A 25,741-nucleotide genomic window follows, 5' to 3' on the forward strand; every position below is an offset into this window, starting at 1 on the left:
GAGGCAGTCGCTTTAGGGTTGGCCCGACCACACCGCATCGGCACCGGTTAGCGTTTTGTTTTAGTTGCGCGCTGAATTTGATCCTATGCCCGCCCTGGAACGGCTCGCTATCCCAAATCGGTAGCATCCAAAGCCCCGCCCCAAAACAGGTCGGGGCCGCCCGATCCCTCCTCGCGCTGTTGCCGATTTGGGATAGCCGCCCGGCCTGTCATGCCCGCACCCTAGCCTCACCCGTGCTATGCGCGGATGCCGCAACAAGAATAAGAACGCGCCCATCACAGCCAACGCCCCCCGTAGGAAGCCCCAGCCATGCGTCCAACCCATCTCACCCTCCAATGGCGTATCACCCTGCTGAGCGGACTTTGCCTGCTGGCAGTCGTGGGCGCGCTGATTGGCGCCAGCGCCTACCAGAATCAAACCAGTGCAAAGCTGCTTAAGGAGCAGAGCAGCGCGTTGCTGACACAGGCCGCGCTGGAACGCTTGCAGGCCCAGGCCGTGGCTCATGGCCAACAGGTGGAGCGTTTTTTCAATGAAACCGCGCTGTATGGCGAAGGGTTCGCCCAGCAGGTTCTGCAACTGCGCGAGCAAACCCTCAATGGACGTCTGACGGTCGTGCAATTGCGTCAAGCCCTGGTCGGCATCGCCCGAGAAGCCCTCAGGCAGCGCGAAAAAGTCCTCGGCCTGTACGTGATCATGCTGCCCGATGCCCTGGCCGGCAGCGACGCCGACTGGCGCGACCAACGCGCCCTGGCCGGCAATGAAACCGGGCGCTTTGCGCTGTACTGGTCCCAGAGCCAGCCGGGGCAACTGGTGCAGGAGGTGTTGAGCGAGACACAAATCGCCGCCAACACTGCGCCCCCCGGCAGCGCACCGGCAAACGCCTGGTACGCCTGCCCTCAGGCGCAACGACAGGTGTGTGTGGTCGAGCCGTACACCATCGAAGTGGAAGGCCACAAAGCCCTGATGAGCAGCATTTCCATCCCCCTGATCGTCGACGGCAACGTGCTCGGCGTGGTGGGCATGGACATCAGCCTCGACACCTTGCAGAAACTGGCCGCCAACCTCAGCCAGGACCTGTACCAGGGCGACAGCCAGGTCACCCTGGTGTCGGCTTCGGGTCAAGTGGCGGGACGCAGCGGCGATGTCGCGGGGGAAACCCTGGACATCCGCCAATCCGTGCAAACGGCAGCGGGCACCCCAGCCTGGCAACTGCAGATCAAGGTCCCGCAGTCGCGGGTGCAGGCGTCCGCCCGGCAGATGCAGAGCGAACTGGACGACAAAAGCCGTGAGTCCAATTGGCTCAACCTTGGCCTGGGCATCCTGGCCAGCAGCCTTGGGATGCTGCTGATCTGGCTGGCGGCCTACGGCGTGACTCGCCCATTGCTGAAGATGGCCGAGCTGCTCGATGCCATTGTCGAAGGCGACGGGGACCTGACCCAGCGCCTGCCCGTCGGGCGACGCGACGAGCTGGGCCGCCTGGCCAATGGTTTCAACCGTTTCCTCGACACCTTGCAGCCGATTATTCGCGCCATCCAGACCGCGTCCCTGGACACCCGCGACAGCGCCGACACCTCGTCCGGCATTGCCCGCGAAGTCAGCGCCGGCATGCAGCGCCAATACCGCGAAGTGGAGCTGGCCGCCACCGCGCTGCACGAAATGAGCGCCAGTGCCCAGGAAGTCGCCCGTCACTCCCACAGCGCCGCCGACGCCGCCACCGCCGCCGAAAACGCGAGCCGCTCAGGCCAGGCGGTGTTCTCCACCGCCGAACGCAGCATCGAGGCCCTCGACCAACGCCTGGAAACCACCCTCCAGCAAGTCAACGCCCTGGCCGACAGCAGCAACCAGATCGGTCAGGTACTGGACGTGATCAGCGCCATCGCGCAACAGACCAACCTGCTGGCGTTGAATGCGGCCATCGAAGCGGCCCGTGCCGGCGAGCAGGGTCGCGGTTTTGCGGTGGTGGCCGATGAAGTCAGGCACCTGGCCAGCAACACCCAGAGTTCGGTCGAACAGGTGCGCACGGTGATCGAAACGTTGCAACAGTTGAGCCAGGCGGTGGTGCACAGTACCCAACTGAGCCGCGAGCAAGCCGGCGGCAGCGTGCTCCAGGTGCAACAGACCCGGGTGGCGCTGGGGCATATTTCCCAGGCCGTGGATGTGATCGAACAGATGAATCAGCAGATCGCCAGTGCAGCCCTGGAGCAGAGCAGCGTGGTGGACGATATCAGCCATCGCGTCAGCGACATCCGCGGTATCAGCGAAACACTCGCCGGGCGCATGCACGAGGCGTCGCAGGCCAGTGACGCATTGCATCAGATGGCCAATCACCAACAACAGCTGGTCGGGCATTTCCGCGTGTAATGGCGTGCCGCCTGACTGAGCTGCGGTGGCCGCCTTTCAACTCTCCAACATTGAGTTCCCCCATGATTTATCCACGCCGCTGGCTGATCCTCGGGATTATTTCCAGCGGGGCCTACTCGGCAGGCGTGATCATTCCAGCCTGGTTGACCCTTCGACAGCCTTGACCACGCGCTGCTGGTCAGGCTGAGCAGGCAGGCACCACCGCCCACGCCTTAAAGCTTGTGGCTGCCCAAGGCCAGGAACCGCTGTGGCGACGCCTTGCGCAGCCGCGCCGCGAGGAATACACCGCCCAGCAACGCCAGGGGAATGATCGCGCAGAGGCCGTAGGACAGCAGTTGGCTGGCACCGGTCAGCACATCGAAATGCACCACCGCCAGCACCAGCACGGCCACGAGCGCCAGGCACGAGAAACCGGGGAGGATCTGCCCACGCCAGAGCCCGACCTTGAGCTGCGGATGGCGCCGGAAGAACATCAGCACCGCGGCCGAGGTCAGCGCCATTAGCAGTATCACGCACAGTGTGGCCAGGTTGGACAGCCAGGCAAACAGCTGCAGGATCGGATCGGCATCCAGCGCCGCGAAAATCAACACCACCACGGCCGAGATCAGGCTCTGCAAGGCCGAGCCCATATGCGGGCTCTGGTGCACGCGATGGGTGGTGCCCAACTGGCTGTGCAACAAGCCGTCACGGCCGATGGCGTAGAAGTAACGCGCGGCGGCGTTGTGAAAGGCCAGCAGGCCGGCATAGATGCTGACCATAAACAGCACCCGGATAACCTGGGTCAGTTGCGGGCCGACAAAGTGGTCGGACATGCCATAGATAAACGTAGTCGGGTCCTGCAAGGCCTGCAGCATCGGCACGATCTTGTCCGCGCCCACGCCCACCACCATCGACCACACCGACAACGCGTAGAAACCGCCGATCAGCAACACCGAGCAGTAGGTCGCAATCGGAATGGTGCGCTGCGGGTCCCGGGCTTCTTCACCGTAGATGGTGGTGGCCTCGAAGCCGATAAAGGCGGCGAAGCAAAACAGCAGGCCGATTGACGGCGTGCCGCTGAACACCTGGCGGCTGCTGAACGAATCCAGGTTGATGCCGCTGTCGCCACCGGACTTGAGAATGGCGAAATCCAGGACCAGGATCGCCAGGTACTCGGCGATCACCATCACCGACAATACCCGCGCGGACAGGTCGATCTTGCGATACCCCAGGATCGCGATACTTGCCATCGCCATCAGCGAATAGGACCACCACGGCAGCACCAGGCCGAAGGCGGCTTCCATGGTGCCGCTGACTACCCCGCCGAACATGCCGTACAAGCCGACCTGCAGGATGTTATAGGCAAACATCGCCAGCACCCCGGCCGCGCCACCGGCCAGGCCGCCCAGCCCACGGGCGGTGAACGCGTAGAAACCGCCGGCATTGGTCAGGTGGCGCGCCATGGTGGTGTAGCCCACCGAGAACGCCAGCAGCACCAGCAAGGCCAGGATCAGCAACATCGGGGTGCCCGCGCCGTTACCCAGCATGATGCCGATGGGGAAGCCGCCGGCGATCACACTCAGCGGGCTTGCCGCCGATACCACGAAGAAGATGATAAAGCCCACACCCAGGGCGCCACGCTTGAGCTCCGTGGAGCTGTTGATCGAGTTGGATACACTCATGCTGTTGACCTTATTGTATGAGGCAGTCGCTGTAGGATCGGTGCAGCCGGCTGTCGACCGGTACCGAATAGCTTGTCGTTGTTGTTGCACGCTGGCATCGATCCTATGCCTGCCCGACAGCGTGCCGGTATCCCAAATCGGTAACGCAAGCGCCCACGGCGAAACACCTGCACATCCCGAGCGGACGACGCAGGCTGATTCAGATCTTGCTAAAGGCTTGGGTTCAGGCTCGCACGTTGCCGGTAATGGCGGCGCGGGTCGTGTGGGACGGCAACTGCGCGAACAGCTCCTGGTACTCCGCGGCAAAATGGCTCAGGTGATAGAAGCCCCACTGGGCGGCGGCATCCCCAATCGACAGCTCGGATGCCCGGGTAGACATCAAGGTTCGGCGTACGCCGTTGAGCCTCACTGAGCGCAGGTAATTCAGCGGTGTGGTCTCGGCGACCGAGCGGAAGCTGTTCTGCACCGTGCGCCGACTCACCTGGAGACGCTGGCACAAATCGATCACGCTGGGCACGTTGATCATTTCGGTCGTGGCCAGGCGATGACATTTCTCGACGATAAAGCTGCGCGTGGAACTGGGGCTGCGCTGCTGCTTGTCACAGGCCGGGTCGGTCATCAGTTGCAGCAGCTCGCCGAGCATGGCTTGTTCCAGCGCCGACTCACGCTCGCGCGTGTAGTCGAGGTCATCGTTTACCAGGGCCTCGGAGAACAATGCCAGCAATCGACGCCGGGCCTGGGCGAAACGCTGGGGCGACACCTTTATCACCGGTTGGCGCAGCAACCGATTGAGTTCTTTCGCCGACGCCGTCTGTTCCAGCGCCTCTTCGAACAATTCACGCTCAAAGGTAATGGACAAAAGCTCCATGCCCATCGGCATATGGAACATGAACTCCTCGCCACCGTGGAGGAAGAACAGGCTGCTGTCATCCACCTCGCGGCCCTGCATGCGAACCGAGCCGGGCACATTGATCGGCACCGCAAAGCACATCTTGTCGCGAGGCGCCACGCCGTTCTGCACCACACGCTGGTTGATCTGCTCGAGGAACAGGTGGCAACCGGTCGTCGTCAGTTGCATCAGCGAACTCTCGGCCGAACCGGCGGTGAGCTGGCTGTAGTCCTGGCTCCACTGTTGGATGGTGGCTGCGTGGACGTGGATATCGCGGAAATGGCTGATCGTCTGGTTTTTCATTGGGGGGTGTGCCTCTACCAACATTCTTGTTTTTAGATCGCCGATGCCTTTGATACTCGCACATCGGTCACATCCTGCAAATTGTTTATGCGCTGGAATGCCCGCGTCTCATGTGCCGATTCGGGCTACCGGCCGGGAACCCGCGGCGGAGATGATCGGCACACTTAAATCGACATTCCAGAGAGACCGTCATGAGTGAAGCCAACTTTCAAGCCCTGCACTTCGCGGATGCCCCGCACATTGTCTCCGGCACACTGCCCGGCCCCAAGACCCGCGAGGCCCTGGCGCTGTCGGCGCGCACCGAGTCGATGGCACGCGGCGGCGGCCGCATGCCGGTGGCCATGGACCGCGCCTTCGGTGCGACCTTCAAAGACCCCGACGGCAACACCTACATCGACCTTTCCGCCGGCGTCGGTGTCAGCAGCGTCGGCCGCTGCCACCCCAAAGTGGTGCAGGCGATTCGCGAACAGTCCGAAGTGCTGATGCACGCCCTGGAAATCAACAGCACGCGGCGCACCGAATTGGCGGCCAAGCTCTCCGAGATCGCCCCCGATGGCTTGCGTGGCGACTGCGTGACCTTCTTCACCCAGAGCGGCAGCGATGCGCTGGAGGCCGCGATCAAGTTTGCCCGGCGCATTACCGGACGCCACCAGATCATCGCCTTCCATGGCGGCTACCACGGCGTGTGGCATGCCTCGGGCGCGCTGACCACCGGCACCGCCTACCGCAAGGGCTTCGGTGCCCAGATGGGGGGCGTGATCCACGCGCCCTACCCGTACGCCTACCGTTTCCCCTTCGACACCACCCACAAAAGCGCCGAGCAGATCGCCGGCGAGTACATCGACTACCTGTTGAACACCCCCTATACCGCCGCCGATGACGTGGCGGCCGTGATCGTGGAGCCGGTCCAGGGCGAAGGCGGCTACGTGCCACCCTCGCCGGAATTCCTGCAATTGCTGCGCCAGGCCTGCGACCGCAGCGGCACATTGCTGATTGTCGATGAAGTGCAATCCGGTGCAGGACGCACCGGCAAGATGTGGGCGGTCGAACATTCCGGCGTGAAGCCCGACATGCTCACCTTCGGCAAGGGCATCGGCAGCGACCTGCCCATGGCCGGGCTGATCATGCGTTCGGACCTGGCGGCCAAGATTCCCGACGGCTCGATGCCCAACACCTTTGCCGCCAACTCGTTGTCGGCGGCCGTGGCGTTGACCAACATCAGCATCCTGCAGGATCCACAACTCGACCTGCTCAACCGCGCCCACACGTTGGGGCTGGAAGCCCAGGCGCATATTCGCGGCTTCAACAGCCCGCTGGTCGGCGAAGTGCGCGGGCGCGGCCTGATGATCGGTATCGAACTGGTCGAGGATCCGCTCACCAAGGCGCCCCTGGCGGGCGAAAAGATCGGCCAGTTGATGGGCTACCTGCTCAACCACGGCGTGCTGATGATCCCCTGCGGCCGCTACAGCAACGTGATGCGCGTGATGCCCTCGCTGACGATCTCCCGCGAACTGTTCTTCAAGGCCCTGGACATCTTCGGCGACGCCCTGGCGTCCCTCAAGGCGTGAGCCTGCCCACTACTCGAGGACCGCAACATGACTGAGCACTTGAATCATTTCATCGAAGGTACGCCCTGCGAAGCCTTCGACCGGCGCCGTTTCGACCTGGTCAACCCCGTGACCGAGCAGGTGTATGGCAGCTCCGCCCGTGGCACCCGCGAAGACGTGGAACGTGCCGTGGCGGCGGCACGCCACCAACTGGAAAGGGGCGACTGGAGCCAACTCGGCGGCGCCCAGCGTGGCCGACTGTTGGCGAAACTGGCCGACCTGGTCGAGCGCGACAGCGAACGGCTGGCCGATCTGGACGCCAATGCCATCGGCCGCTCGCCCATCGAACCGCGCCGGATGGACCTGCCCAACGCGATCGCCAACCTGCGCGCCGCCGCCGGCTGGGCCAATCAGCTCGAAGGTCGCACCATTCCCACCGGCGGTTACTTCGGCACCAAAACCCTGTCGTACACGGTGCGCGAGCCCGTCGGCGTAGTCGGTGCCATCGTGCCCTGGAACTCGCCGCTGATGATCACCGTGTGGAAGCTCGCCGCGTTGCTGGCGGCGGGCTGTACCGTGGTGGTCAAGCCTTCGGAGGAAACCCCGCAGTCGGCCCTGCACCTGGCGCTGCTGGCGCAGGAAGCCGGCTTCCCGGACGGCGTGATCAACGTGGTCACCGGCTACGGCAACGAAGTCGGTCGCGCCCTGTGCGAGCACCCGGATGTGGCCAAGATCAGCTTCACCGGCAGCCCCGAGGCCGGGCGTGAAATCCAGCGCACGGCCGGCGTGCTGTTCAAGCGCGTGGCCCTGGAACTGGGCGGCAAGAGCCCGCAGATTGTGTTCGACGATGCGTCCTTCGACGATGCCCTGCGCGGCTGTGCACTCGGCCTGTTCGCCAACCAGGGCCAGGTGTGTGCCGCCGGCTCGCGGATCCTGGTGCAGCGCAGCCTCGCCGAGCGTTTCGGCGCCGCGCTGGCCGAGGCCGCACACGCAGTGAACGTCGGCGACCCGCGCGAGCCCGGGGTACAGATGGGTCCGGTGGCCAAGAAAGCCCAGTTCGATCGCGTCAACCGTTACATCCAGCGGGGCATCGACCAGGGGGCAACCCTGCTGGCCGGCGGCGTCTCGACGCCCGAGCAAGGCTGGTTCGTGCGCCCGACGATCTTCGCCAACGCCCGCAACGACATGGACATCGCCCGGGACGAGATTTTCGGGCCGGTCGGCACGCTGATCACGTTCGACAGCGAAGACGAAGCGATCGCCCTCGCCAACGACAGCACCTACGGCCTGGCGGCCACGGTCTGGACCGGCGACCTGGCCAGGGCGCACCGTGTGGCGGCGGCGGTAAAGGCCGGCGCCGTCGGTATCAACTGCTGGAGCCCGCTGGACGCCAACCTGCCTTGGGGCGGCGTCAAGACCAGCGGTATCGGGCGTGAAGGCGGGTTCAGCGGCGCGCTGGCCTACACCGAGGAGAAAGTCATCACCGTGCTGCTGCCGGCCTGAGCACACGCGCTGTCCTGACCGAGCCACCCTCCAACGTCGAGGGTGGCCATTCCACCGTGCATCGCTCCCTGGAGAGCTTGATATGAACCCAATGAATCAACCGACAATCGATCGCTACCCGACGTCCCTGCGCCTGTTGCACTGGCTGCGGGCCGTACTGGTGCTGGGCCTGCTCTGGGCAGGCTGGCATATGACCGGCATGAATGATGAGGTGGCGAGCAAATTCGAGCTCTATTACCCGTGGCACAAGTCCTTCGGGGTGTTGACGTTGCTGGTGGTGCTGACTCAGCTCGCCGTGCGCTTTCGTACCCCCAGGCTGCCGCAGCCGCTGGAAACCCTGGCCGGGTATGAACGCTTCCTGTCACGCCTGACGCAGCGCGTCATGTATGTCCTGCTGGTGATCGTGCCGCTGATGGGTTACTCCATGTCGAGCACCTTTACGATGAGCGACGGGGTGTTCTTTTTCGGGGTCAACCTGCCGGAGCTGTTGCCGAAGAATGACGATTGGTTCGCGGTGTTCCAGTGGCTGCACAAAGTCCTCGCCTACACGCTGCTGGTGCTGATCGTGCTGCATGTCGCAGGCGCCCTCAAGCACCGCTTCTACGACCGCGATCCGCGCAACGACGTGCTGCGCCGCATGCTCTGAATGAATGAGGCGTGCAGGCAAGGGACATGAAATAACCCCGGCAGCCAGCGTGGCGGAGTCGTCTTCAGCCCCCATGCGCCTGACCGGCCCCTAGGCCCGCGCCCCGATCAACACCAGCACCCCACCCCACTGCGTCACCCTGATCGGCAAGCTTTGCTCCAAGGCCTCCAGGGTCTGGCGCGCATCATCCAGCGGGAACCGGCCACTCACGCGCAGCTGCGCCACCGCGGCATCCAGGCGCACGATGCCCTTGCGGTAGGGCCGGATCGCTTCCACCACGCTGGCCAGTGTCTGGTTGCGCACCACCAGCCAGCCGTCGAGCCAGGCGGTTTCGGTGGCGGCCATGGGCACTTGGGTGAGGATGCGCTGGTGGTCGAACAGCGTGCTCTGGTGCATGGCCACCCGTTGCTGCGCACCGCCGTCGAAGTGCAGCACCGCGTCGGCATCCAGGGTGACCAGGCGCATCGCGCCGTCCTGTTCACTCAGCATCAGGCGGCCCGTGGTGGCACTGATATGGGCGGCGCGGGTCTTGACCTGCAGCGGACGCAGCAGGTTCACCAGCATTTCGCCGGTGCGCAGTTCAAGGCTGTGCGCGTCCCCGGCCAACGTCGAGACCACCTCGCTGCGGGCATTGAGCTTGAGGGTGCTGCCATCGGCCAGTTGCCAGGTGCGACGCTCGGCCGTGCCGGTGGCGTAGGTCTGCCCCGCGTCTTCAAAACGCCAGCCCCACCCCGCGCCGGCCGCCAGTCCCAGCGCACACAGACTGGTACGCAGAAATGCGCGACGGCTGTTGGGTTGCTCCAGGCTGCGCAGCAACTGCGCGCTGGAGCGCTCGCGCCAGGGTGAGGCCTTGAGCTGATCGAGACCGGCGAGCAGTTGCGCATATACCTGGCGATGATGGGCCGAGGTGCCCCGCCATTCATCCAGCGCCTGCTGCTGGGCGGGGCTGAAGTCGCCGGACTGGATCTGCACCAGCCAGCCGATGGCTTCCTCGGCCACCGGGTCGTTCAAAGGCTGTTTGCTCACTCGCTCAACCCCAGGTAACAGGCGCGCAGGGCCTGGGTCATCAATTGGTGGATGCGCCCCAGGGACAGGCCCAGGCGTTCACTGATCTGCGTGTAGGTCATGCCGTCCAACTGGCTGTGCACGAACACCGCCTTGGCTTGCCCCGACAGGCCGTCCAGCAGCCGGTCGATGGCCAACAGGCTCTCGATCAGAATCAGTTGTTCCTGGGGCGATGGGTGCACGTGCTCCGGCACGTCGGCCAGGATCTGCAAATAGGCTTTTTCCAGGTCGCGTCGGCGCCAGCTCTCGTACATCAGGCGCTGGGCGATGGTGGTCAGCAGCGCGCGCGGTTCGCGAATGGCCGTGGGGTCGGGCAGCATCCACACCTTGAGGAAGGTCTCGGCGGCGATGTCCTCGGCGCTGTGACTGCAACCGGTGCGATAGGACAGGCGGGCGCATAGCCAGCTGTAGTGCTGCTGGAAAATCTGGCCGATAAGGCGGGTCTTGAGCAAAGCATTCGGGTCCATAGGTCCATAATCTTCATGGACTGCACACGCCAGCGGACAAGTGGTGGTGGGCCTGTCGGTTTGAGGTAGACCTGCGTCCGGGCAGGTGAGTCCAGTTTGCCCCAGGGGGCTTCACCAGATAAAAGAATAAAAAAAGCCATCAAGCTGCATTTTCTGCATAACCTTCGGCGCTTTTACGGGCACGCCAAAGCACCGCCTGCGGCTGTCGCAGGCGATGCGGCGCGTGGCTCAGTGCGTGGCCAGTTGCGCCTCGCTGCGTTCCTGTTCGCGCAATGGGCGTACCAGCCAGGTGACCACCACGGTCAGCACCAGCAGGATCACCGCCAGCGCCCAGAGCACGCCATGGAAGGCACTGTCATAGCCGCCGATAAACAGGCTGTGCACCGCCCCCGCCTGCTCCGCGCCCAGGGTTTGCAGGGACCCGGTGAGATTGCCGGCGGCGACGTCGTCGATCCAGCGTTGCAGGGTCGCCGGGTCGGGCGCCAGGCGGCTCAACGTGCCGCGCAACTGGCTGTCGAGCAAGGTCGCCAGCAGCGAGCCATACAAGGCCACCGCAATCGCCTCACTGCCCAGGCGGAAGGTGTTGAGCAGGCCCGCCGCCATCCCGGCCTTCTGCTCCGGCACGGTCTTGAGCGCCAGGCCATCCACCAGCCCGGCCGACAGGCCCATGCCGATGCCCACCAGCAACAGCGGCACTGCCAGTTGCCACAGCGCCACACCGACCTGGCTGACCAGCGCCAACGCCACCACACCGACCAACAACGCAATCAGGCTGGCCTTGAGAATGCCGATCGCCGACACCCCGCGTGCCGCCCACTTGCCCGCCAGGATCGGGCAAAACAGCATCGGCACCGTCAGCAGCAACATCGCCAGGCCCGCATGGGTCGCGCTCAATTGCAGCACGCCGAACAGGTAGCTCGGCAGGTACGTGAGCAAGGTCACAAAGCCGAACGACGCCGCCACGGTGACCAGCGCCAGGCCGACAAAGGGCCCGCGCGCCAGCAGCGACAGGTCGAGCATCGGCTGCAGGTGGCGACGCTCCTGCCAGGTAAACACCGCCAACAGCACCACGGCGACCGCCACCAGGCCGAGTACACCGCGGCTGCTCCAGCCCCATTGCGAGCCCTGCACAATCGCCACCATCAGCGCCAACAATGCCAGCACAAACAGCGTCGCACCCGGCACATCGAAGCGCGCGGTGTGTTCAGCCAGCACGCCATCGCGGGTAATCAACGGGCTGCCCAGCAGCACGATCACCAGGGTCACCCCATGGGCCCAGAAAATCGCGCGCCAGCCGACGCTGTCCAGCAGCAGGCCGGACAAGGTCGGGCCCAGGCTCACGCCCAGGCCGGCAACGGTGCCGAACAGGGCAAACGCGCGCAGCCGCGCCGGGCCGCTGAAGTGGGTGGACAAAATCGCGATGCCGCAGGAAAAGATCGCCGCCGCCCCGATGCCCGCCAGCCCCCGCGCCGCATCCAGCAGCCAGGCACTCTCGGCCACGGCGGACAGCACCGAGGCCACCACGTACAGCGAAGCGCCGGCGACAAAACAGCGTTTGCGCCCGAGCCGATCCGCCAGCGCGCCCCACGCCAGGGTGAAGCAGGCAAACGCCAGGTTGAACGCATTGACCACCCATTGCAGGCTGGTCAACGGCGCCTGGATGTCGGCGCCGATGGCCGGCAACGCGAGCGCCGTACCCGAGATGGAACTGGGCACGACGAAGATCGCCAGCAGGATGATGGTCAGTAGAGCCGTATCGGCAAAGGTCGTTTTCATGGGTCCTTCCAAGGTCAGGTTGAAGTGAAGCCGTGCACCGGCAAGCGGGCAGGACGGCGCAGGATGATGCCGTCGACCCAGGGCACCTGGTCCGCCGGCACCGCCAGGCGCAGGTTCGGGAAGCGCTGCACGAGGATCTGCAACACCGTGGTGATTTCCAGGCGCGCCAGGGCGGCACCCATGCAGTTGTGCATGCCGTAGCCGAACTGCAAATGCCGCGCACCCTTGCGGTCCAGGCGGATCGCCAGGGGCTCGGGGAACGCCGCCGGATCACGGTTGGCGGCAAACGCATCGGCGTAAATGATGCTGCCTGCGGGAATCAGCCCCCACGGCCCTTCCAGGTCGACGCTGGCCAGGCGCGGGAAGGTCGAGATGGTGCCCAGGGGAATCAGGCGCAGCAGTTCTTCGACCGCCTCCGGGATCAGCGCCGGATCGTCGACCAATTGCTGCCACAGCTCAGGGGCCGCCAACAGGGTGTACACCGATTTGGTCAGCACCGTGAGGATGTTCTGGTCGCCGCCGATCAATACCCCCAGGAGGATGCCCACCAGCTCCTTGTCGTTGAGCGGCGGCTCGCTGTCGGCACGGGTCGCGACGAAGCGCTGGATCAGCCCATCGGGATCGGTGGGCCGCGCACCGGTGACCAGGTCTGTCAGGTAGTTGTACACACCCCAGAACTGGTTCAGCAGCTCCGGTACATCCGCATCCGACGCCACCTGCACGGTGTGGCTGAGGGGCCGGTAATACTCACGGTCACTCAAGGGGATGCCGAGCAACTGGCAATCCACGGTGGCGGGGATGTGGTCAAGCACATGGGCAAACAGATCGGCACCGGGCGCCTGGTGCTGCAATACATCGAGGCGTTCATGGGTGGCGTGTTCCACCTTGTCGCGCAGCAACGCCACGCCACTGGGGCTGAAGTCCCGGGCCACCACCTTGCGCAGGCGACCATGGTCGGGGATGTCATTGTTGAGCAGCAGTTCAGGCGGCGTGATGGTCGGCAAAAAGCTCGCGCCGTCTTCTTCGTTGCACGGGGCGCGTATCGCGCGGTTATCCAGCAGCAACGCCTGCACGTGTTCGTAACGGGTCAGGTGAAAGGCCAGGTGGCCGCTGGGCAGCAGAATCCTCGGCAGGCCATTGGCGGGGCTGGCGGGTTGATAGGCCGGCGGTGCATCCAACTGCGGGATGCGTGCCACGGTGACCTCGGGTCTGGCGATCACGGCGATATTCATCAGGCAGGCTCCACGGCAGGTTGCAACAGGCTGACAGCGGTGAGGCGCTGCAGCTGGGCGAGCGCCTGGTGGTTGTCGATGAAGTGCAGCACTTGCCAGCCAAGCGCGGCGGCGGCGTCGATGTTTTCCGCGACGTCGTCGATCAACAGGCTGTGCTGCGGCGCGACGCCCGAGCGCGCGGTCGCCACCTGGAAGAACGCCGGCTCCGGCTTGCGGCTGCGCTCCTGGCTGGAATCGACGATCAGGTCCACCACCTCATCCAGGCCCACCATCGCCCGCCAATGCCGCTCCCACTCCACCACGTTATTGGTGAGGATGCCGACGCGAAAACCGGCACGCTTGAGTGCGCGCACGGCGGCCACCAGCGGCGCATTGGCCGGCACCCCGGCGAACCATTGCGCGCCGAAGGTGTGCAGGTGAGCGCGGGATAAATCGACCTGCGGGTCACGGCGACGCAGGGCCTGCGCCAGGCGCTCGCCCCACTCGCGCTCGGTGAGCAAGGCACTCTCCACCGGCGCGAGCATGGGCACGCCCAACTCATCGGCCACATCGCCCATGGCCTGTTGCAGCACGTGTGGAGCCAGGCCGGTCTTGACCTGGTATTGCTCGAACAGCGCCGGAATCGGCGGCGACAGCACGCCACCGAAATCGAACCAGATAAATTGCAGGTCGCTCATCGCACACCTCCCGCCACCAGGGCCAAGGGTTGGCTGGCGACCAGCGGCAGCAACTCCAGCTCAGCGGTGGCAATCACCGCGCCGCCCTGCTCGACCTCCAGCGCCAGGGTGATGCGACCGTGTTCGTCGCGGGCCAGGGAGGTCAGGTCCGCACGGACCTGGGTTGGCAAACCAAACTCACCGAAGCGGGTGAACACCACATGGCAGCGGGATAACAGCAACTGCTCGGGGCCCACCTGCAACTGCCGGTCCGCCGCCACCAGCGCCACTTGGCGGAAGCCTTCGAGCAACAGCATGCCGGGGATATGGTCGAGGGGGTGGTCGAAGATCGCCGGATTGTTCAGATCGACGATCAGCGGCGCCACCAGCGTCGCGGCGCCCTGCTCCAGTTCACGGCCGAGCACCACATTGTTCAGCCAGTGACGCCCTACGGCGGATGGACTCAAGGGTGGCGGCAACTGTGCCAATGGGTCGGCGTTGGCGGGAATCGCCGCCAGGCCACGGGCACGCATCTTGTTCCAGGCCGCGCCGCTCATCCAGCGAATGCTCATGCGTTCGTGGCGTGCAGCCACTTCGCCATTGATGCTCAGGGACATGTTCAGGGTCACGCCACTGCGCTCGCCGTGGCGCAGGTATTCATCCACCACGTAGACATCGATCTCGGCGGATGCCGGACGATCCCCCACCACCAATAAACTCCGGTCGGTCACGCGGGTCACACTGTCCAGGTAGATAAACTTGTCCTGGGCGCTGACGTCGAGGAACGCATGGGAGATATAAATTGACGCCTGGCGGAATACTTCCAGCAATAACAGCATGTCGTAGTGGGCGGCGCGGTGGGTATGTTCACTGAAGTAACTGTGGGTACGCGGTAGTTGGGCGCTGCAGCGAAAGTGTCCTTCCTTTACCAGTTCCGCGCCGGTCAGGAACACTTCGCTGACGGCGGCACGGTGCACCATGCTGCGCGGCACGGTGTTTTCGCAACGAATAGCCAGGGCTTCAGACATAGCAATCTCCTCCTTTGATTACCGCGAGAAGGCTAAGCTGAAACGTTTTTTCTCCACAACTGACCGAACGGCCAGGTCGTTGGACATGAACCTGTAGAACTTGCACTTCAGACATGGGTATCTGTCTCCTGATGAGCTTCTCCGTAAGCGTGCAGACCGCCGTACACGTTCATCGCGGTGAACGTTGTATGCTTTGCGCGGACAACCCGTTCTGGCTGTCAGTACCCTTGTGCAGATAGTCCCTTATATTTTCACTGCGCACTTAGACCCATTTGATCGAAGCTTATAAGCGCAACTAAATCATCTAGACACCCAACTAATCGTTCTAACTTAGTAGTGAAAATCCACACGCGAAGTTGCTCAAGGTCGTAAAGAACATCACGACCCGGAGCAGATTCACATGTTGAAAACAGGATTCACCCTGGCGCCTTTGGCGTGTGCATTGGCCATGGGCGGGCTGACGCTGCCAAGCCTGGCGTTGGCGCAAAACGACGCGGCGTCGGTACAACGGGTGATTGACTTCAATATCCCCGCAGGCCCCCTGGATGAGGTGCTGCTGAGCATCTCCCAGCAAAGCGGCCACCCTATCGCCTTCGACCCGCCGCTGGTGGAAGGCCGTGGGAGCCGCGCGATCCAGGGCCGACTGAGCCAGGAACAGGCGCTGGGCATTGCCTTGGGCGGCTCCCCGTTGGGCTTCAGCCAGACGGCCAGCGGTGCGGTATTGATCCATCGACTGACCGACCCTGCACCGGCGGCCAACAGCCAACCGCTGGCGCCACGCCTGAAATCCGTGGAGGTGATCGGCACCCGGCGCAGCGACGTCACCGCACTGCAAAGCGCGGCCCCCGTGGATGTGATCAGCAGCGAGCAACTGCAGCGCGCCGGCACCGATAACCTGGCCAAGGCCCTGGAAACCCTGGTGCCGTCGGTGAACTACCCGCAGGTCAACGGCACCGATGGCGTGTCGTCGCAGCGGCCGGTGTCGTTACGTGGGTTGGCCGCCGACCAGGTGCTGGTGCTGGTCAATGGCAAGCGTCGGCATGCCTCGGCGTTCGTCAACACCAAGGCCACCCTGGGGCGTGGCTCACAGGCGGTGGACTTGTCGACGATTCCCGTCAGCGCCGTCGACCATATCGAAGTGCTGCGCGATGGCGCCTCGGCCCAATACGGCTCGGATGCGATTGCCGGGGTGGTCAATATCGTGCTCAAGGAGCAGGACCACGGCGGCGCCGTGCAAAGCACCTTCGGCCAGTACACCAAGGGCGATGGCTTTCGCCGGTCGGTGGGGGGCTGGAGCGGTTTCACCTTGCCCGGCGATGGCTTCCTCACCCTCAGTGGCGAAGGCCTGCGCAGCGAACGCACCTCCACCGGCGGCACCGATGGCCGGCAGTTCTACCCCAGCGGCGACGCCCGTGAAGCGGATGCCGACCGCCATTGGCGCTACGGCTCGCCGGGCCTTGAAGACTGGAACCTGGCGCTGAACAGCGGCCTTTCCCTGAGCGACACGGTCGACCTGTACGGCTTCGCCACCTACCAGGACCGTACCGGCGAATCCCAGGCAACCTTTCGCCGCCCCATCGACCCCAACAACCTGGTGGCCGTGTACCCCAACGGTTTCCTGCCACTGCTCGACGTGCGCTCGCGGGATGCCTCGGTCACCGGCGGCGTGAAGATTCGCGATGAGCAACTTGGCAGCTTTGACCTCAGTGCCAACTACGGGCGCAACCGCATCGACTATCACCTCAGCGATTCGCTCAACGCCAGCCTCGGCGCCGCGAGCCCGACGAGCTTCAATGCCGGGGCGCTGGTCAATGAGCAAACCAACGTCGGCCTGGACCACATCAAGGAACTCAAGGTCGGCTGGGGCGCAGGCCCGCTGGTGTTCTCCAGCGGCCTGGCGTGGCGCAACGAAGCCTATGAAGTGATCGCCGGCGACCTCGCCTCCTGGACCCACGGCAGCGCCCTGCCCGCCCGTGCCGGCGGCGCCCAGGGCTTCCCCGGCACCCAGGACAGCGACGAAGGCCGCTACGCCCGCCATGTGTTCGGCGGCTACCTGGGCCTGGAGCAGCAAGTCACCGACAAACTGCAACTGGGCCTGGCCGGGCGCAGCGAGCACTACGACGACTTCGGTACCACCAGCACCGGCAAGTTCTCCGCGCGCTACGACTTCACCCCGCAATGGGGCCTGCGCTCGACCCTGAGCAGCGGCTACCGCGCGCCCACCCTGGGGCAGATCGGCACCTCGGCGACCCAGACCGAGTTCAAGGCCGGCGACCCCACCGCCTACCAGGTCGGCACCGTCAGCGTGAACACCCCGGTCGCCCGCGCCTTGGGCGCCAGTGACCTGAAGCCGGAAAAATCCACCAGCCTGTCCCTCGGCGTGGTCTGGCAGCCGCTCGAGCGTGCAAGTGTCAGCCTCGATGCGTACCACATCCGCATCAAGGACCGCATTGCCCTGTCGGAAACCCTCAGCGGCCCCCAGGTCAGCCAGATCCTCGCCAACCAAGGCTATGGCAACTACTCCGGGGTGAGTTTTTTCACCAATGCACTCGACACCAAGACCAGCGGCGTGGACCTCGCCGCCCACTATCGCCTGGACCTGGCCGACGCCAGCCAGTTGACCCTCAACGGCGCCTTCAACTACAGCAAGACCCAGGTCACCGACATCAAGGACAACCCCGGCCCGCTGGCCGGCACCGGCATCACCCTGATCAATCGCGAAGCCCTGAGCTATGTGGAAAGCGCCTCGCCCAACAGCAAGCTGATCCTCGGTGCCGACTGGCACAAGGGCGCCTGGCAGGCGAGCGTCAACACGATTCGCTACGGCACCTACACCCTCGATTCCAACCTCGGCGAAGCCCGCGACCAGACCTTTTCGGCGCAATGGGTGAGCAACGCCAGCCTGTCCTACGACATCAGCCAGGCGCTCACCCTGACCCTGGGCGGCAACAATATTTTCGACAGCTACCCGGACAAGATCGACGTGGCCAACCGCTTTGTCGGCGGGCGCGTGGCCTACCAGAGCATCTCCCCGGCCGGTGCCGAAGGCGCCTTCTACTACGTGAAAGCCGACTACCGCTTCTGACTCAACCAAGGAGTTCCCATGAGCTTTGATCCTGTGCGTTTTACCCAAGTGTTCGAACACGACTTTGCCCTGGCCAAGCAACTGCTGATCAAGCACCAGGTGTTGTCGAGCAATGAGGCGGGCAATATCAGCCTGCGTATTCCCGGCGAAGCACGGCTGGTGATCGCCTCGCTCAGCGGCGCCGACAGTGGCGTGGCGGCGATTGTCGATTTCGACCTGCAACACAGCCAGGGCAGCCTCACCGACAACCTCAAGGAAGTGGCGGCGCTGCACGTGGCGATCTACCGCGAGCGGCCCTCGGTGAATGCGGTGATTCACACGCACTCGCCGTATCTCACCGCCTTCGCGATTGCCGGCCGAGCGTTGCGCCCCCATGCCACGCAGTTGCTGGGGATTCTGGATGAAGACCAGGAGGTGCCGCTGACGGCGTGGGGGCCGCGGTATGCGCCGGAGCCGGTGGTGGCGGCGTTACGCGAACATCCGCGTGCGCCAGCGGCGTTGCTGGCCAATCACGGGCCGTTTGCGTGGTCGGAGCGGGACGTGCTGGCGGCGACGCGGTTGTTGGTGAACCTGGAAGAAGCGGCCTACCTGACCTTCCTGGCGCAGCAGCTCGGTACGCCGCAGCCCTTTCCCAGCGGCGCGGCGCAGCGGTCGCGCCTGGGCTGGAGTGCGACATGAGTGCGCTCACTCGTTGCCCTGATAAAAGTGGAAGGGGCGGTGCGACGATTCGACTTGCCTCCGGCCCTTACGACAGGTCACTTTGGCAGCGGGCGCTGTTGGTTATTTTTGCATTCGGCGCGCTCCACGCCCACGCCGCCCCCCTGCTGGAACGGGCCCAATCCCGTGGCACCCTCAACGTCTGCACCAGCGACGAATTCCCCCCCTTCAAGACCTTCGATGCCCAAGGCAAGCCCGGCGGGTTGATCCTGGACCTGATCGTCGACCTGCAACGCCAGTTGTCTGCCAAGGTCGGCCAGCCGCTCAAGCTGCAACTTGTGCAAGTCAATCCGCTCAACCGCTTGCTGTTTCTCGAACAGGGCCGTTGTGAAGTGCTGGTCACGTCCCTGCTCGACACCCCCGCACGGCGGCGCGAAGTGGATTTCGCCAGCCCCGGTTTCTACAGCTCGGCCGCCACGGTGTTTGCGCCGAAAAGCACCGCCGTGCCGGACTGGCAAAGCCTGCGCGGCAAGACCCTGTGTGCGCCCGCCACCAGTGTGTGGGTGCGCCCGTTTGAAACGCGCTACGGCGTGCAGTTCGCCTCGTTCAACGGCACGGCCGAAGTGCGCAAGGCGGTGGCCGACAGCCGTTGCCTGGGGGCGATGGGTGACGATGCGTTGTACAGCGCCCTGGCGCGCCAGCCGGAATGGGCCGATTACGAGGTCAAGCTGCCGGGCCAGGATCCGGCGCCGTGGGGCATTGCTTTGCGCAAGGGCCAGCCGGCGTTGTTGGCAGCGGTGTCGAGTATTGTCGAAGGCTGGCATGCCCAGGGCGTGATCATCGGCCTGGAACAGCGCTACGGCCTGGCGCCGAATGCCTGGGTAGCGCAGCAGCATGCGCGGGCCAGCCATGAGTGAGGCCAACCTGCGCCTGTGGCTGGAACAGCATGGCCTGTCGCTGAGCATCCTGTGGGACCCGATGGACCGCCAGCGCTTCCTGCTCGGCCTGGGCCTGACACTGTTGCTGTCGGTGGCGAGTATTGCCCTGTCCCTGGTGATCGGCGTGTGGGGCGCTGCCGGCCTGGGTTCGCGTCGCTTGCCGTGGCGCCAGTTGAGCGCGGGGTACGTCGCGTTGTTTCGCAACACGCCGCTGTTGGTGCAGCTGTTCTTTTTCTACTTCGGCGTCGGCGCCTGGCTGCCGCTGGCGGACGACACCAGCGTGCGGCTGCTCAACGGCACGCAATGGGCGATCATCGTGATCGCCCTGCACAGCGGTGCATTCCAGGCCGAGAACCTGCGCGCCGGGATCGATGCCGTACCCCGCGCCACCCTCGACGCGGCTGCGGCCCTGGGCATGCAGGGGGTCACGGTACTGCGCCATATCGTACTGCCGCTGGCGCTGCGTAACAGCCTGCCGGCCATGGGCAATACGGTGGTGCAAACCATCAAGTCGACCTCGATTGCCTACGCGATTGCGGTGCCGGAATTGCTCTATGCGAGCAATCGGATCTGGTCGGACAACTTCAACGTCGCCGAGATGATGCAGGTCTTGCTGCTGGTCTGGTTGCTGCTGATCGGCGCCAGCAGTTGGCTGCTGCGCCGCCTGGAAAACCACCTGCGCCTGCCAGGCCAGGAGTTGCCCGATGCTGCCTGAACCGTCCTGGCCCGCGCTGTTGTGGCAGTGGGCGCCGGCGCTGCTGCAAGGCTTCGGCCTGAATATCCTCATGGGCGTCACCGCGATGCTGGTGGCCACGCTGGCCGGTGTCGTGCTCGGCAGCCTGCAGGTCAGCGCCCGGCCGCGCCTGCGTCGTGGTGCCGGGCATCTGAGCCGCCTGCTGCGCAACCTGCCGTGGCTGGTGGTGATGTTCTACGTGGCCTACCTGTTGCCCTATGAAGTGCATTGGGCCGGGCGCTGGTGGCAATTGCCGGATTGGCTCAAGGTCGCGCTGGGCCTGGCCCTGCCCGCTGTCGGCTATGTCTCGGAGATCGTGCGCGGCGCCGTACGCGCGGTGCCGATGGGGCAATGGGAAGCCGCCCGGGCCCTGGGCATGCATCACGGCCAGGCGCTGCGCCACGTGATCATCCCGCAGACCCTGCCCAGCCTGGTGGCGCCGTGGATGAACCTGTATTGCGCGGTGACCATGTCCACCTCCCTGGCCAATCTGCTGGGGGTGGAAGAGCTGATGACCACCGTGCAATCGCACCTGTCCACCCAACTGCGCAACGACCTGCTGCTGCCCGCCTACGGCTTGGTGTTCATCGCCTTCTTTGTCTACATCTACCCCCTCTCCTGCCTGGCCAAACGGCTGGAGCGCACATGAGCACTGACCCCATGCATGACGATACCCTGCTGACCCGGTTGGGACGCGACCCCGCCAGCCACGAAGGCAGCGTCAACACCCCGGTGTATCGCAGCTCGACCTTTATCTGGCCCGACACCGGTACCCTCGAAAACCACCTGCAACAGGCCGCCGACCCGCACTATCGCGGGCATATCTACGGCCGTAACGGCAACCCCACCACCGCCGCGTTCGAAGACGCCGTGGCGCAGCTGGAAGGCGGCTTTCGCGGGCTGATCATGCCCAGCGGCCTGGCGGCGATTGTCGGCGCGGTGCTGGCAGTGGCGCGGGCCGGCGACCATATCCTGGTGACCGACAATTGCTATTGGCATGCGCGCCAGGTGTTCGACCAGATCCTGCCGCGCTATGGCATTGAGGCCACGTACTTCGCGCCGATGCTCGGTGCCGACATCGCCGGCTTGCTGCGCCCGAATACGCGCCTGGTGTACGCCGAAGCACCCGGTTCCAGCACCTTCGAGGTCCAGGACATTCCCGCCCTGGCCAGTGCCGCCCATGCCCACGGCGCATTGCTGATGCTCGACAACACCTGGGCCACGCCGCTGTTCTTCAAGGCGTTCGCCCACGGCGTGGACATCTCGATTCATGCCGCCACCAAGTACCTGGTGGGTCATAGCGACGCGATGCTCGGCGTGATCGTCACCACCCAGACCCTGTATTCGACGGTGCGCGAGACCGTCCGCCAACTGGGCTATATCGCCAGCGCCGACGACGCTTACCTGGGCCTGCGTGGCCTGCGCACCCTGGGTGTACGCCTGCGCCAGCACCAGCGCTCGGCGCTCACCGTCGCGCAGTGGCTGCAACAGCGTCCCGAAGTGGCCCAGGTGCTGCACCCGGCGCTGCCGGGGGCCATCGGGCACGACTTGTTCAAGCGCGATTTCCTCGGCTCCACCGGGCTGTTCGGCGTGGTCCTCAAGCCGCATTTCGAGCCCCAAACCAACGCCTTCCTGGAAAGCCTGCAGTTGTTCGCCATGGGCGCCAGCTGGGGCGGTTTCGAGAGTCTGATTCGCCAACAGCAGCGCCACCCTTCAGCACTGATTGAACCAGGCGTGTTGCTGCGCCTGCACGTAGGCCTTGAAGCCGTCGAGGACCTGCTCGCCGACCTGCAACAAGGCCTCGAACGCCTGAGCACCACCCCCCATTCCCCAAGGAGTCTGCCATGAGCCAAGCACTGCCCACCCATTACAGCATTTGCCCGCTGCTGGTCGCGTCCAATATTGCCGTTGAACTCGGTTGGCTGGACGAGGAATACCAACGCGTCGGCGCCGACGCGATCTACCTGCGCTCACTGCCCGACAACCTCGGTTGGCTGCCGCACTTCACCCATGGCGAAGCGCGCTTGATTCGCGACGGCGGCGCAGTGCCGGCCTTGTGGGCGCGCGCCGACCAGGCCGATACGTTGCTGGTGGCCAGCACCGCCACCCAACGCGCCGGGCAGATCCTGGTGCGTGCCGAGGGGCGTATCCGCCAGGTCGCCGACCTGTTCGGCAAGCGCATCGGCGTACCGGTGAGCCGCAACAAGGCGCGGGTCGATGTGCTCAAGGCGCTGGCCGAACATGGCCTGTTCAATGCCCTGCAACTGGCCGGGCTGGAGCCGTCGCAAGTGCGCCTGATCGAGCTGGAGGATGAAGGTGATCCGCAGACCTTGCTGCCGGCGGTGCGGCCTTCGGCGTTCTGGTCGCAACTGCATGGGCTGCATGGCCAACCCGGGCATGAGGTGCAGGCCCTGGCCGAAGGCCGTGTGGACGCGCTGCATGTCGCCGCTGGGCATGTGCCGGCGCTGCTCGCCAGCGGTGAATTCACGGTAATCGAAGACCTGGAACGCTACCCGGACTGGACCCTGAAAAACCACAACGGCCCCTACGCCACCACCGTCAACCGCGCCTTTGCCGAAGAGCATCCCCAGGTGTTGGTGGCGTTCCTGCGCGCCGCGATCCGCGCCGGGCGCTGGATCAACCAGCACCGCGATGCCGCCGCCGAGCTGTTCACCCGCGTGACCTTCCTGCCGGACGCCGGGTTTATCCGCCGCGCCATTGCCGAGCTGGATTTTGTGCCGAACCTGGCGCCGCAGAACCTGGCGGCCCTGGAACTGAAGAAGGACTTCCTGGTGCAACGCGGCTTCCTGCAGAACGACTTCAGCGTGCACGAGTGGGCCCAGCCCGAGTTTCTCGCCCAAGCCCACACCGGGCTTTAACGCCACACCCTTGCCAAGGACAGACAATGATTGCTCAGTACCGCAAGACCCTGCTGGCCAGCCTGTTGGTCGCCGATTCAAGTTGGGCGGCGCAGGCCGCCGATTCCACCGAACCCCGACTGAGCAAAGTCGAGGTGGTCGGTGCCCGCGTGACTGAAGCCAGCGCCGCCATTGGCGAAGACAAGATCAGCAATACCCTGAGCATCTCGCACCAGGCGTTGCTGTCGGCGCCGGCCGGCACTTCGGGGCTGAAAATGCTCGAGGCGCTGCCCGGTTTCAACGTGCAGGTCAACGATGCGCTGGGCCTGTATGAGTTCGGCAACTCGGTGTTCGTGCGTGCCTTCAACCTGCAGCAGATCGGCTTTTCCATCGACGGTGTGCCCCTGGGACGTACCGATCAGTTCGGCGGCAGCCCGATCTATCGCTACGTCGACAATGAAAACACCGAGCGGGTCACCGCCTCCACCGGCGCGGGCGACGTGTCGCAATCGGGCTATGCGTCCCTGGGCCCGTATGTGGATTACCAGACCAGCAATCCCACCCTCGAGCCGGGCGCCAGCCTGTCCTACACCCTCGGCAGCGACAGCCTGCGGCGCAGTTTCGTCAAGCTGCAAAGCGGCGAGTACCAGGGCCTGTCGGCGTATTTCAGCCGCTCGAAAATCGACGGCGACCTATGGCGCGGCCCCGGCACCATCGACCGTGAACACCTGGAAGCCAAGGTGCGCTATCGCTTCGGTGAACGTGACGAGGTGTGGCTGCGCGCCGTGCACAACGCGTTCTACGACTACGACTCGCCCTACGTGAGCAGCGCCCAGTACGACGGCAGCGCCAATGACCCGTTCGGTCGCTCGGGCCGTTACTTCGCCTACCTCGGCAGCCTGCCCGACTTACCCGAGAGCGTGCCCGGCGTGCGCTACAGCAACACCAACTACAACCAGTTCTACAAACAGGCGGTGAACCAGCGCCGCGACACCTTGTACAGCCTGGGCGGCCAGTTCGAGATCCGCCCGGACCTGCTCAACTACACCACCCTCTACTACGAGGCCAAGAAAGGCTTTGGCGTGTCCCCGGAGGCCTACGCCACCTCCCTGGCGCTGCACAATGCCGAAAACACGGTGGATGGCCTGTTTGCCCCACGGGGCGTGCAATACGGTTTGTCGTCCCTCAGCGGCCACCGCTTCGGCGGGCGCACCGGGCTGCAATGGGACATCGGCCAGCACCAGATCGACACCGGGTGTGGGCCGAGACCGATGTGTTCAACCGCCAGCAGGCGCGCTACAACCTCACCGACGGCAGCCCGGCCGGCGAGCCGCTGTTCAATGAGCCGGTGCACCTGCAAGGGGATTTCAGCTCTACGCGCAATTCGTTGCAGTACCACCTCAAGGACACCTGGACCCTGCTCGACGACCGCCTGCGCCTGCAGTTCGGCTTCAAGAGCCTGCACCTCAAGTACCGCATCGAGGGCTATCGCAACGCCGGCGACTACATCAACGACCGCCAGCCGCGCCTGGCCACCCAGTGGAACGACGCCTTCCTGCCCCAGGCCGGGCTGGTCTACAACCTCACCGATGACACCCAGGTATTTGCTTCCTATTCGGAAAACATGGCCCTGCCCCGTGGCGCCGACGACATCTTCCGCGCGGCCAGCCCCAGCGCGCCGCCACCGGAGGCGGAGCGGGCGAAGAACTACGAGGTGGGCTATCGCATCAACCGCCCGACCTTCAACGCGGCCTGGGCGCTGTACCGCACCGACTTCGACAACCGCCTGCAAGCCTTCGCCTCAGCCGTGCCCGGCAGCAGCCAGGTGGAAACGTACTACCAGAACGTCGGCAAGGTGCAGGCCTACGGCACCGAGCTGAGCGGGCAATGGAAACCCCCGGTCCTGGCCGACAAGGTGGTGCTCAACGGCAACCTGACCTACAACACCTCCACGTTCCGGAACGACGCCGGCGGCCTTTCGATCAAAGGCAACGAGGTGCCCGACAGCCCGCGCTGGCTGGCCCAGGCCGGGGTTACCTATGAGCTGGCGCCATGGGCACTGCTGAACTTCTCGGCACGCTATATCGGCGAGCGCTACAGCAACTTCACCAACAGTGAATCCGTGCCCGGCTACACCCTGTACAACGCCTACCTGGATCTGGGGGGCGAGCGCCTGCACTACGGCCCACTGAAGAATGTGAAGGTGCGCTTCAATGTCGACAACCTGTTCGACAAGGATTACCTCGGCTACATCCTCACCAGCACCAGCGGCCCCGCCGTGTTCCGCCCGGGTTCGCCGCGCACCTTCCAAAGCACCTTGAGCATGGAGTTCTGAA

At 64.8% G+C, this 25,741-nt stretch carries 19 protein-coding genes and 3 pseudogenes; 14 read left to right on the plus strand and 8 right to left on the minus strand.

Features of this window, described 5'->3' with window-relative positions; translation table 11 throughout:
• Positions 1-693: 693 nt before the first annotated feature.
• Positions 694-1,503: pseudogene (locus F6S08_RS31580) on the plus strand (HAMP domain-containing protein); the annotation flags it as partial.
• A 315-nt stretch (positions 1,504-1,818) separates the two neighbouring features.
• Positions 1,819-2,361 (plus strand): annotated as a pseudogene (locus F6S08_RS31585) (methyl-accepting chemotaxis protein); the annotation flags it as partial.
• Positions 2,362-2,573: 212 nt separating this feature from the next.
• Here F6S08_RS31585 and F6S08_RS24960 read toward each other — a convergent pair.
• On the minus strand, positions 2,574-4,022 hold the full coding sequence (locus F6S08_RS24960; RefSeq protein ID WP_315872468.1) for an APC family permease: 1,449 nt from the start codon (positions 4,020-4,022) through the stop codon (positions 2,574-2,576).
• Positions 4,023-4,245: 223 nt separating this feature from the next.
• A complete protein-coding gene (locus tag F6S08_RS24965) occupies positions 4,246-5,214 on the minus strand; it encodes a helix-turn-helix domain-containing protein (protein WP_065927427.1) in 969 nt (322 codons plus the stop codon).
• A gap of 191 nt (positions 5,215-5,405) precedes the next feature.
• Here F6S08_RS24965 and F6S08_RS24970 point away from each other — a divergent pair, with 191 nt between their 5' ends.
• From F6S08_RS24970 to F6S08_RS24980, 3 genes are all read left to right on the plus strand, one after another.
• On the plus strand, positions 5,406-6,782 hold the full coding sequence (locus F6S08_RS24970) for an aspartate aminotransferase family protein (RefSeq protein ID WP_065927426.1): 1,377 nt from the start codon (positions 5,406-5,408) through the stop codon (positions 6,780-6,782).
• A gap of 27 nt (positions 6,783-6,809) precedes the next feature.
• On the plus strand, positions 6,810-8,264 hold the full coding sequence (locus F6S08_RS24975; protein WP_098479422.1) for an aldehyde dehydrogenase family protein: 1,455 nt from the start codon (positions 6,810-6,812) through the stop codon (positions 8,262-8,264).
• A gap of 82 nt (positions 8,265-8,346) precedes the next feature.
• Positions 8,347-8,910 (plus strand): cytochrome b, encoded by a 564-nt coding sequence (locus F6S08_RS24980; RefSeq protein WP_315872469.1) that lies wholly within the window; start codon positions 8,347-8,349, stop codon positions 8,908-8,910.
• Positions 8,911-9,000: 90 nt separating this feature from the next.
• On the opposite strand, the gene F6S08_RS24985 is transcribed toward F6S08_RS24980, so the two are convergent.
• From F6S08_RS24985 to F6S08_RS25010, 6 genes are all read right to left on the minus strand, one after another.
• Positions 9,001-9,936, minus strand: coding sequence for a FecR family protein (locus F6S08_RS24985; protein WP_315872470.1), 936 nt, complete (start codon positions 9,934-9,936; stop codon positions 9,001-9,003).
• Positions 9,933-10,442 carry a sigma-70 family RNA polymerase sigma factor gene (locus tag F6S08_RS24990; protein ID WP_065927404.1) on the minus strand — a complete coding sequence of 170 codons (510 nt, stop codon included), beginning with the start codon at positions 10,440-10,442 and terminating at the stop codon, positions 9,933-9,935. Before F6S08_RS24990 ends, F6S08_RS24985 begins: the two co-directional genes overlap by 4 nt.
• A 228-nt stretch (positions 10,443-10,670) precedes the next feature.
• Entirely contained in the window at positions 10,671-12,218 is a 1,548-nt protein-coding gene (locus F6S08_RS24995; protein ID WP_065927403.1) for an MFS transporter, read from the minus strand.
• 14 nt (positions 12,219-12,232) lie between these two features.
• Positions 12,233-13,450, minus strand: coding sequence for a cytochrome P450 (locus F6S08_RS25000; RefSeq protein ID WP_141691310.1), 1,218 nt, complete (start codon positions 13,448-13,450; stop codon positions 12,233-12,235).
• Positions 13,450-14,127, minus strand: coding sequence for an HAD family hydrolase (locus F6S08_RS25005; RefSeq protein WP_065946932.1), 678 nt, complete (start codon positions 14,125-14,127; stop codon positions 13,450-13,452). Before F6S08_RS25005 ends, F6S08_RS25000 begins: the two co-directional genes overlap by 1 nt.
• Positions 14,124-15,134 carry a ScbA/BarX family gamma-butyrolactone biosynthesis protein gene (locus F6S08_RS25010; RefSeq protein WP_027606696.1) on the minus strand — a complete coding sequence of 337 codons (1,011 nt, stop codon included), beginning with the start codon at positions 15,132-15,134 and terminating at the stop codon, positions 14,124-14,126. Before F6S08_RS25010 ends, F6S08_RS25005 begins: the two co-directional genes overlap by 4 nt.
• Positions 15,135-15,534: 400 nt before the next feature.
• Here F6S08_RS25010 and F6S08_RS25015 point away from each other — a divergent pair, with 400 nt between their 5' ends.
• The 9 genes and pseudogenes from F6S08_RS25015 to F6S08_RS25055 all read left to right on the plus strand — a co-directional run bounded on the left by F6S08_RS25015 (position 15,535) and on the right by F6S08_RS25055 (position 25,740).
• Positions 15,535-18,219, plus strand: a complete 2,685-nt coding sequence (locus F6S08_RS25015) for a TonB-dependent receptor (RefSeq protein ID WP_315872471.1) — start codon at positions 15,535-15,537, stop codon at positions 18,217-18,219.
• Between the two features lie 18 nt (positions 18,220-18,237).
• Positions 18,238-18,897 carry a class II aldolase/adducin family protein gene (locus tag F6S08_RS25020; RefSeq protein WP_065927401.1) on the plus strand — a complete coding sequence of 220 codons (660 nt, stop codon included), beginning with the start codon at positions 18,238-18,240 and terminating at the stop codon, positions 18,895-18,897.
• Entirely contained in the window at positions 18,894-19,793 is a 900-nt protein-coding gene (locus F6S08_RS25025; protein ID WP_083244941.1) for a transporter substrate-binding domain-containing protein, read from the plus strand. The genes F6S08_RS25020 and F6S08_RS25025 overlap by 4 nt, the downstream gene beginning before the upstream one ends.
• Positions 19,786-20,529 carry an amino acid ABC transporter permease gene (locus F6S08_RS25030; protein ID WP_315872472.1) on the plus strand — a complete coding sequence of 248 codons (744 nt, stop codon included), beginning with the start codon at positions 19,786-19,788 and terminating at the stop codon, positions 20,527-20,529. Before F6S08_RS25025 ends, F6S08_RS25030 begins: the two co-directional genes overlap by 8 nt.
• Positions 20,519-21,196, plus strand: coding sequence for an amino acid ABC transporter permease (locus F6S08_RS25035; RefSeq protein WP_315872473.1), 678 nt, complete (start codon positions 20,519-20,521; stop codon positions 21,194-21,196). Before F6S08_RS25030 ends, F6S08_RS25035 begins: the two co-directional genes overlap by 11 nt.
• Positions 21,193-22,395, plus strand: a complete 1,203-nt coding sequence (metC, locus tag F6S08_RS25040) for a cystathionine beta-lyase (RefSeq protein ID WP_218064733.1) — start codon at positions 21,193-21,195, stop codon at positions 22,393-22,395. Before F6S08_RS25035 ends, metC begins: the two co-directional genes overlap by 4 nt.
• Positions 22,392-23,426: an ABC transporter substrate-binding protein gene (locus F6S08_RS25045; protein ID WP_065927397.1), complete on the plus strand. Its 1,035-nt coding sequence runs from the start codon at positions 22,392-22,394 to the stop codon at positions 23,424-23,426. The genes metC and F6S08_RS25045 overlap by 4 nt, the downstream gene beginning before the upstream one ends.
• Positions 23,427-23,680: 254 nt before the next feature.
• Positions 23,681-23,851, plus strand: a pseudogene (locus tag F6S08_RS31590) (hypothetical protein); the annotation flags it as partial.
• A gap of 776 nt (positions 23,852-24,627) precedes the next feature.
• A complete protein-coding gene (locus F6S08_RS25055; RefSeq protein ID WP_315872474.1) occupies positions 24,628-25,740 on the plus strand; it encodes a TonB-dependent receptor domain-containing protein in 1,113 nt (370 codons plus the stop codon).
• Position 25,741 lies beyond the last annotated feature (1 nt).

The sequence above is a fragment of the Pseudomonas sp. JV449 genome, from assembly GCF_032424295.1.
Taxonomy (GTDB): Bacteria; Pseudomonadota; Gammaproteobacteria; order Pseudomonadales; family Pseudomonadaceae; genus Aquipseudomonas; species Aquipseudomonas marginalis.

What these genes read in the sequence shown, in the direction of transcription:
- F6S08_RS24960 (WP_315872468.1), bottom strand. Translation starts at nt 4,022, where the DNA reads ATGAGTGTATCCAACTCGATCAACAGCTCCACGGAGCTCAAGCGTGGC.
- F6S08_RS24965 (WP_065927427.1), bottom strand. Translation starts at nt 5,214, where the DNA reads ATGAAAAACCAGACGATCAGCCATTTCCGCGATATCCACGTCCACGCA.
- F6S08_RS24970 (WP_065927426.1), top strand. Translation starts at nt 5,406, where the DNA reads ATGAGTGAAGCCAACTTTCAAGCCCTGCACTTCGCGGATGCCCCGCAC.
- F6S08_RS24975 (WP_098479422.1), top strand. Translation starts at nt 6,810, where the DNA reads ATGACTGAGCACTTGAATCATTTCATCGAAGGTACGCCCTGCGAAGCC.
- F6S08_RS24980 (WP_315872469.1), top strand. Translation starts at nt 8,347, where the DNA reads ATGAACCCAATGAATCAACCGACAATCGATCGCTACCCGACGTCCCTG.
- F6S08_RS24990 (WP_065927404.1), bottom strand. Translation starts at nt 10,442, where the DNA reads ATGGACCCGAATGCTTTGCTCAAGACCCGCCTTATCGGCCAGATTTTC.
- F6S08_RS24995 (WP_065927403.1), bottom strand. Translation starts at nt 12,218, where the DNA reads ATGAAAACGACCTTTGCCGATACGGCTCTACTGACCATCATCCTGCTG.
- F6S08_RS25000 (WP_141691310.1), bottom strand. Translation starts at nt 13,450, where the DNA reads ATGAATATCGCCGTGATCGCCAGACCCGAGGTCACCGTGGCACGCATC.
- F6S08_RS25005 (WP_065946932.1), bottom strand. Translation starts at nt 14,127, where the DNA reads ATGAGCGACCTGCAATTTATCTGGTTCGATTTCGGTGGCGTGCTGTCG.
- F6S08_RS25010 (WP_027606696.1), bottom strand. Translation starts at nt 15,134, where the DNA reads ATGTCTGAAGCCCTGGCTATTCGTTGCGAAAACACCGTGCCGCGCAGC.
- F6S08_RS25015 (WP_315872471.1), top strand. Translation starts at nt 15,535, where the DNA reads ATGTTGAAAACAGGATTCACCCTGGCGCCTTTGGCGTGTGCATTGGCC.
- F6S08_RS25020 (WP_065927401.1), top strand. Translation starts at nt 18,238, where the DNA reads ATGAGCTTTGATCCTGTGCGTTTTACCCAAGTGTTCGAACACGACTTT.
- F6S08_RS25025 (WP_083244941.1), top strand. Translation starts at nt 18,894, where the DNA reads ATGAGTGCGCTCACTCGTTGCCCTGATAAAAGTGGAAGGGGCGGTGCG.
- F6S08_RS25030 (WP_315872472.1), top strand. Translation starts at nt 19,786, where the DNA reads ATGAGTGAGGCCAACCTGCGCCTGTGGCTGGAACAGCATGGCCTGTCG.
- F6S08_RS25035 (WP_315872473.1), top strand. Translation starts at nt 20,519, where the DNA reads ATGCTGCCTGAACCGTCCTGGCCCGCGCTGTTGTGGCAGTGGGCGCCG.
- metC (WP_218064733.1), top strand. Translation starts at nt 21,193, where the DNA reads ATGAGCACTGACCCCATGCATGACGATACCCTGCTGACCCGGTTGGGA.
- F6S08_RS25045 (WP_065927397.1), top strand. Translation starts at nt 22,392, where the DNA reads ATGAGCCAAGCACTGCCCACCCATTACAGCATTTGCCCGCTGCTGGTC.
- F6S08_RS25055 (WP_315872474.1), top strand. Translation starts at nt 24,628, where the DNA reads ATGGGACATCGGCCAGCACCAGATCGACACCGGGTGTGGGCCGAGACC.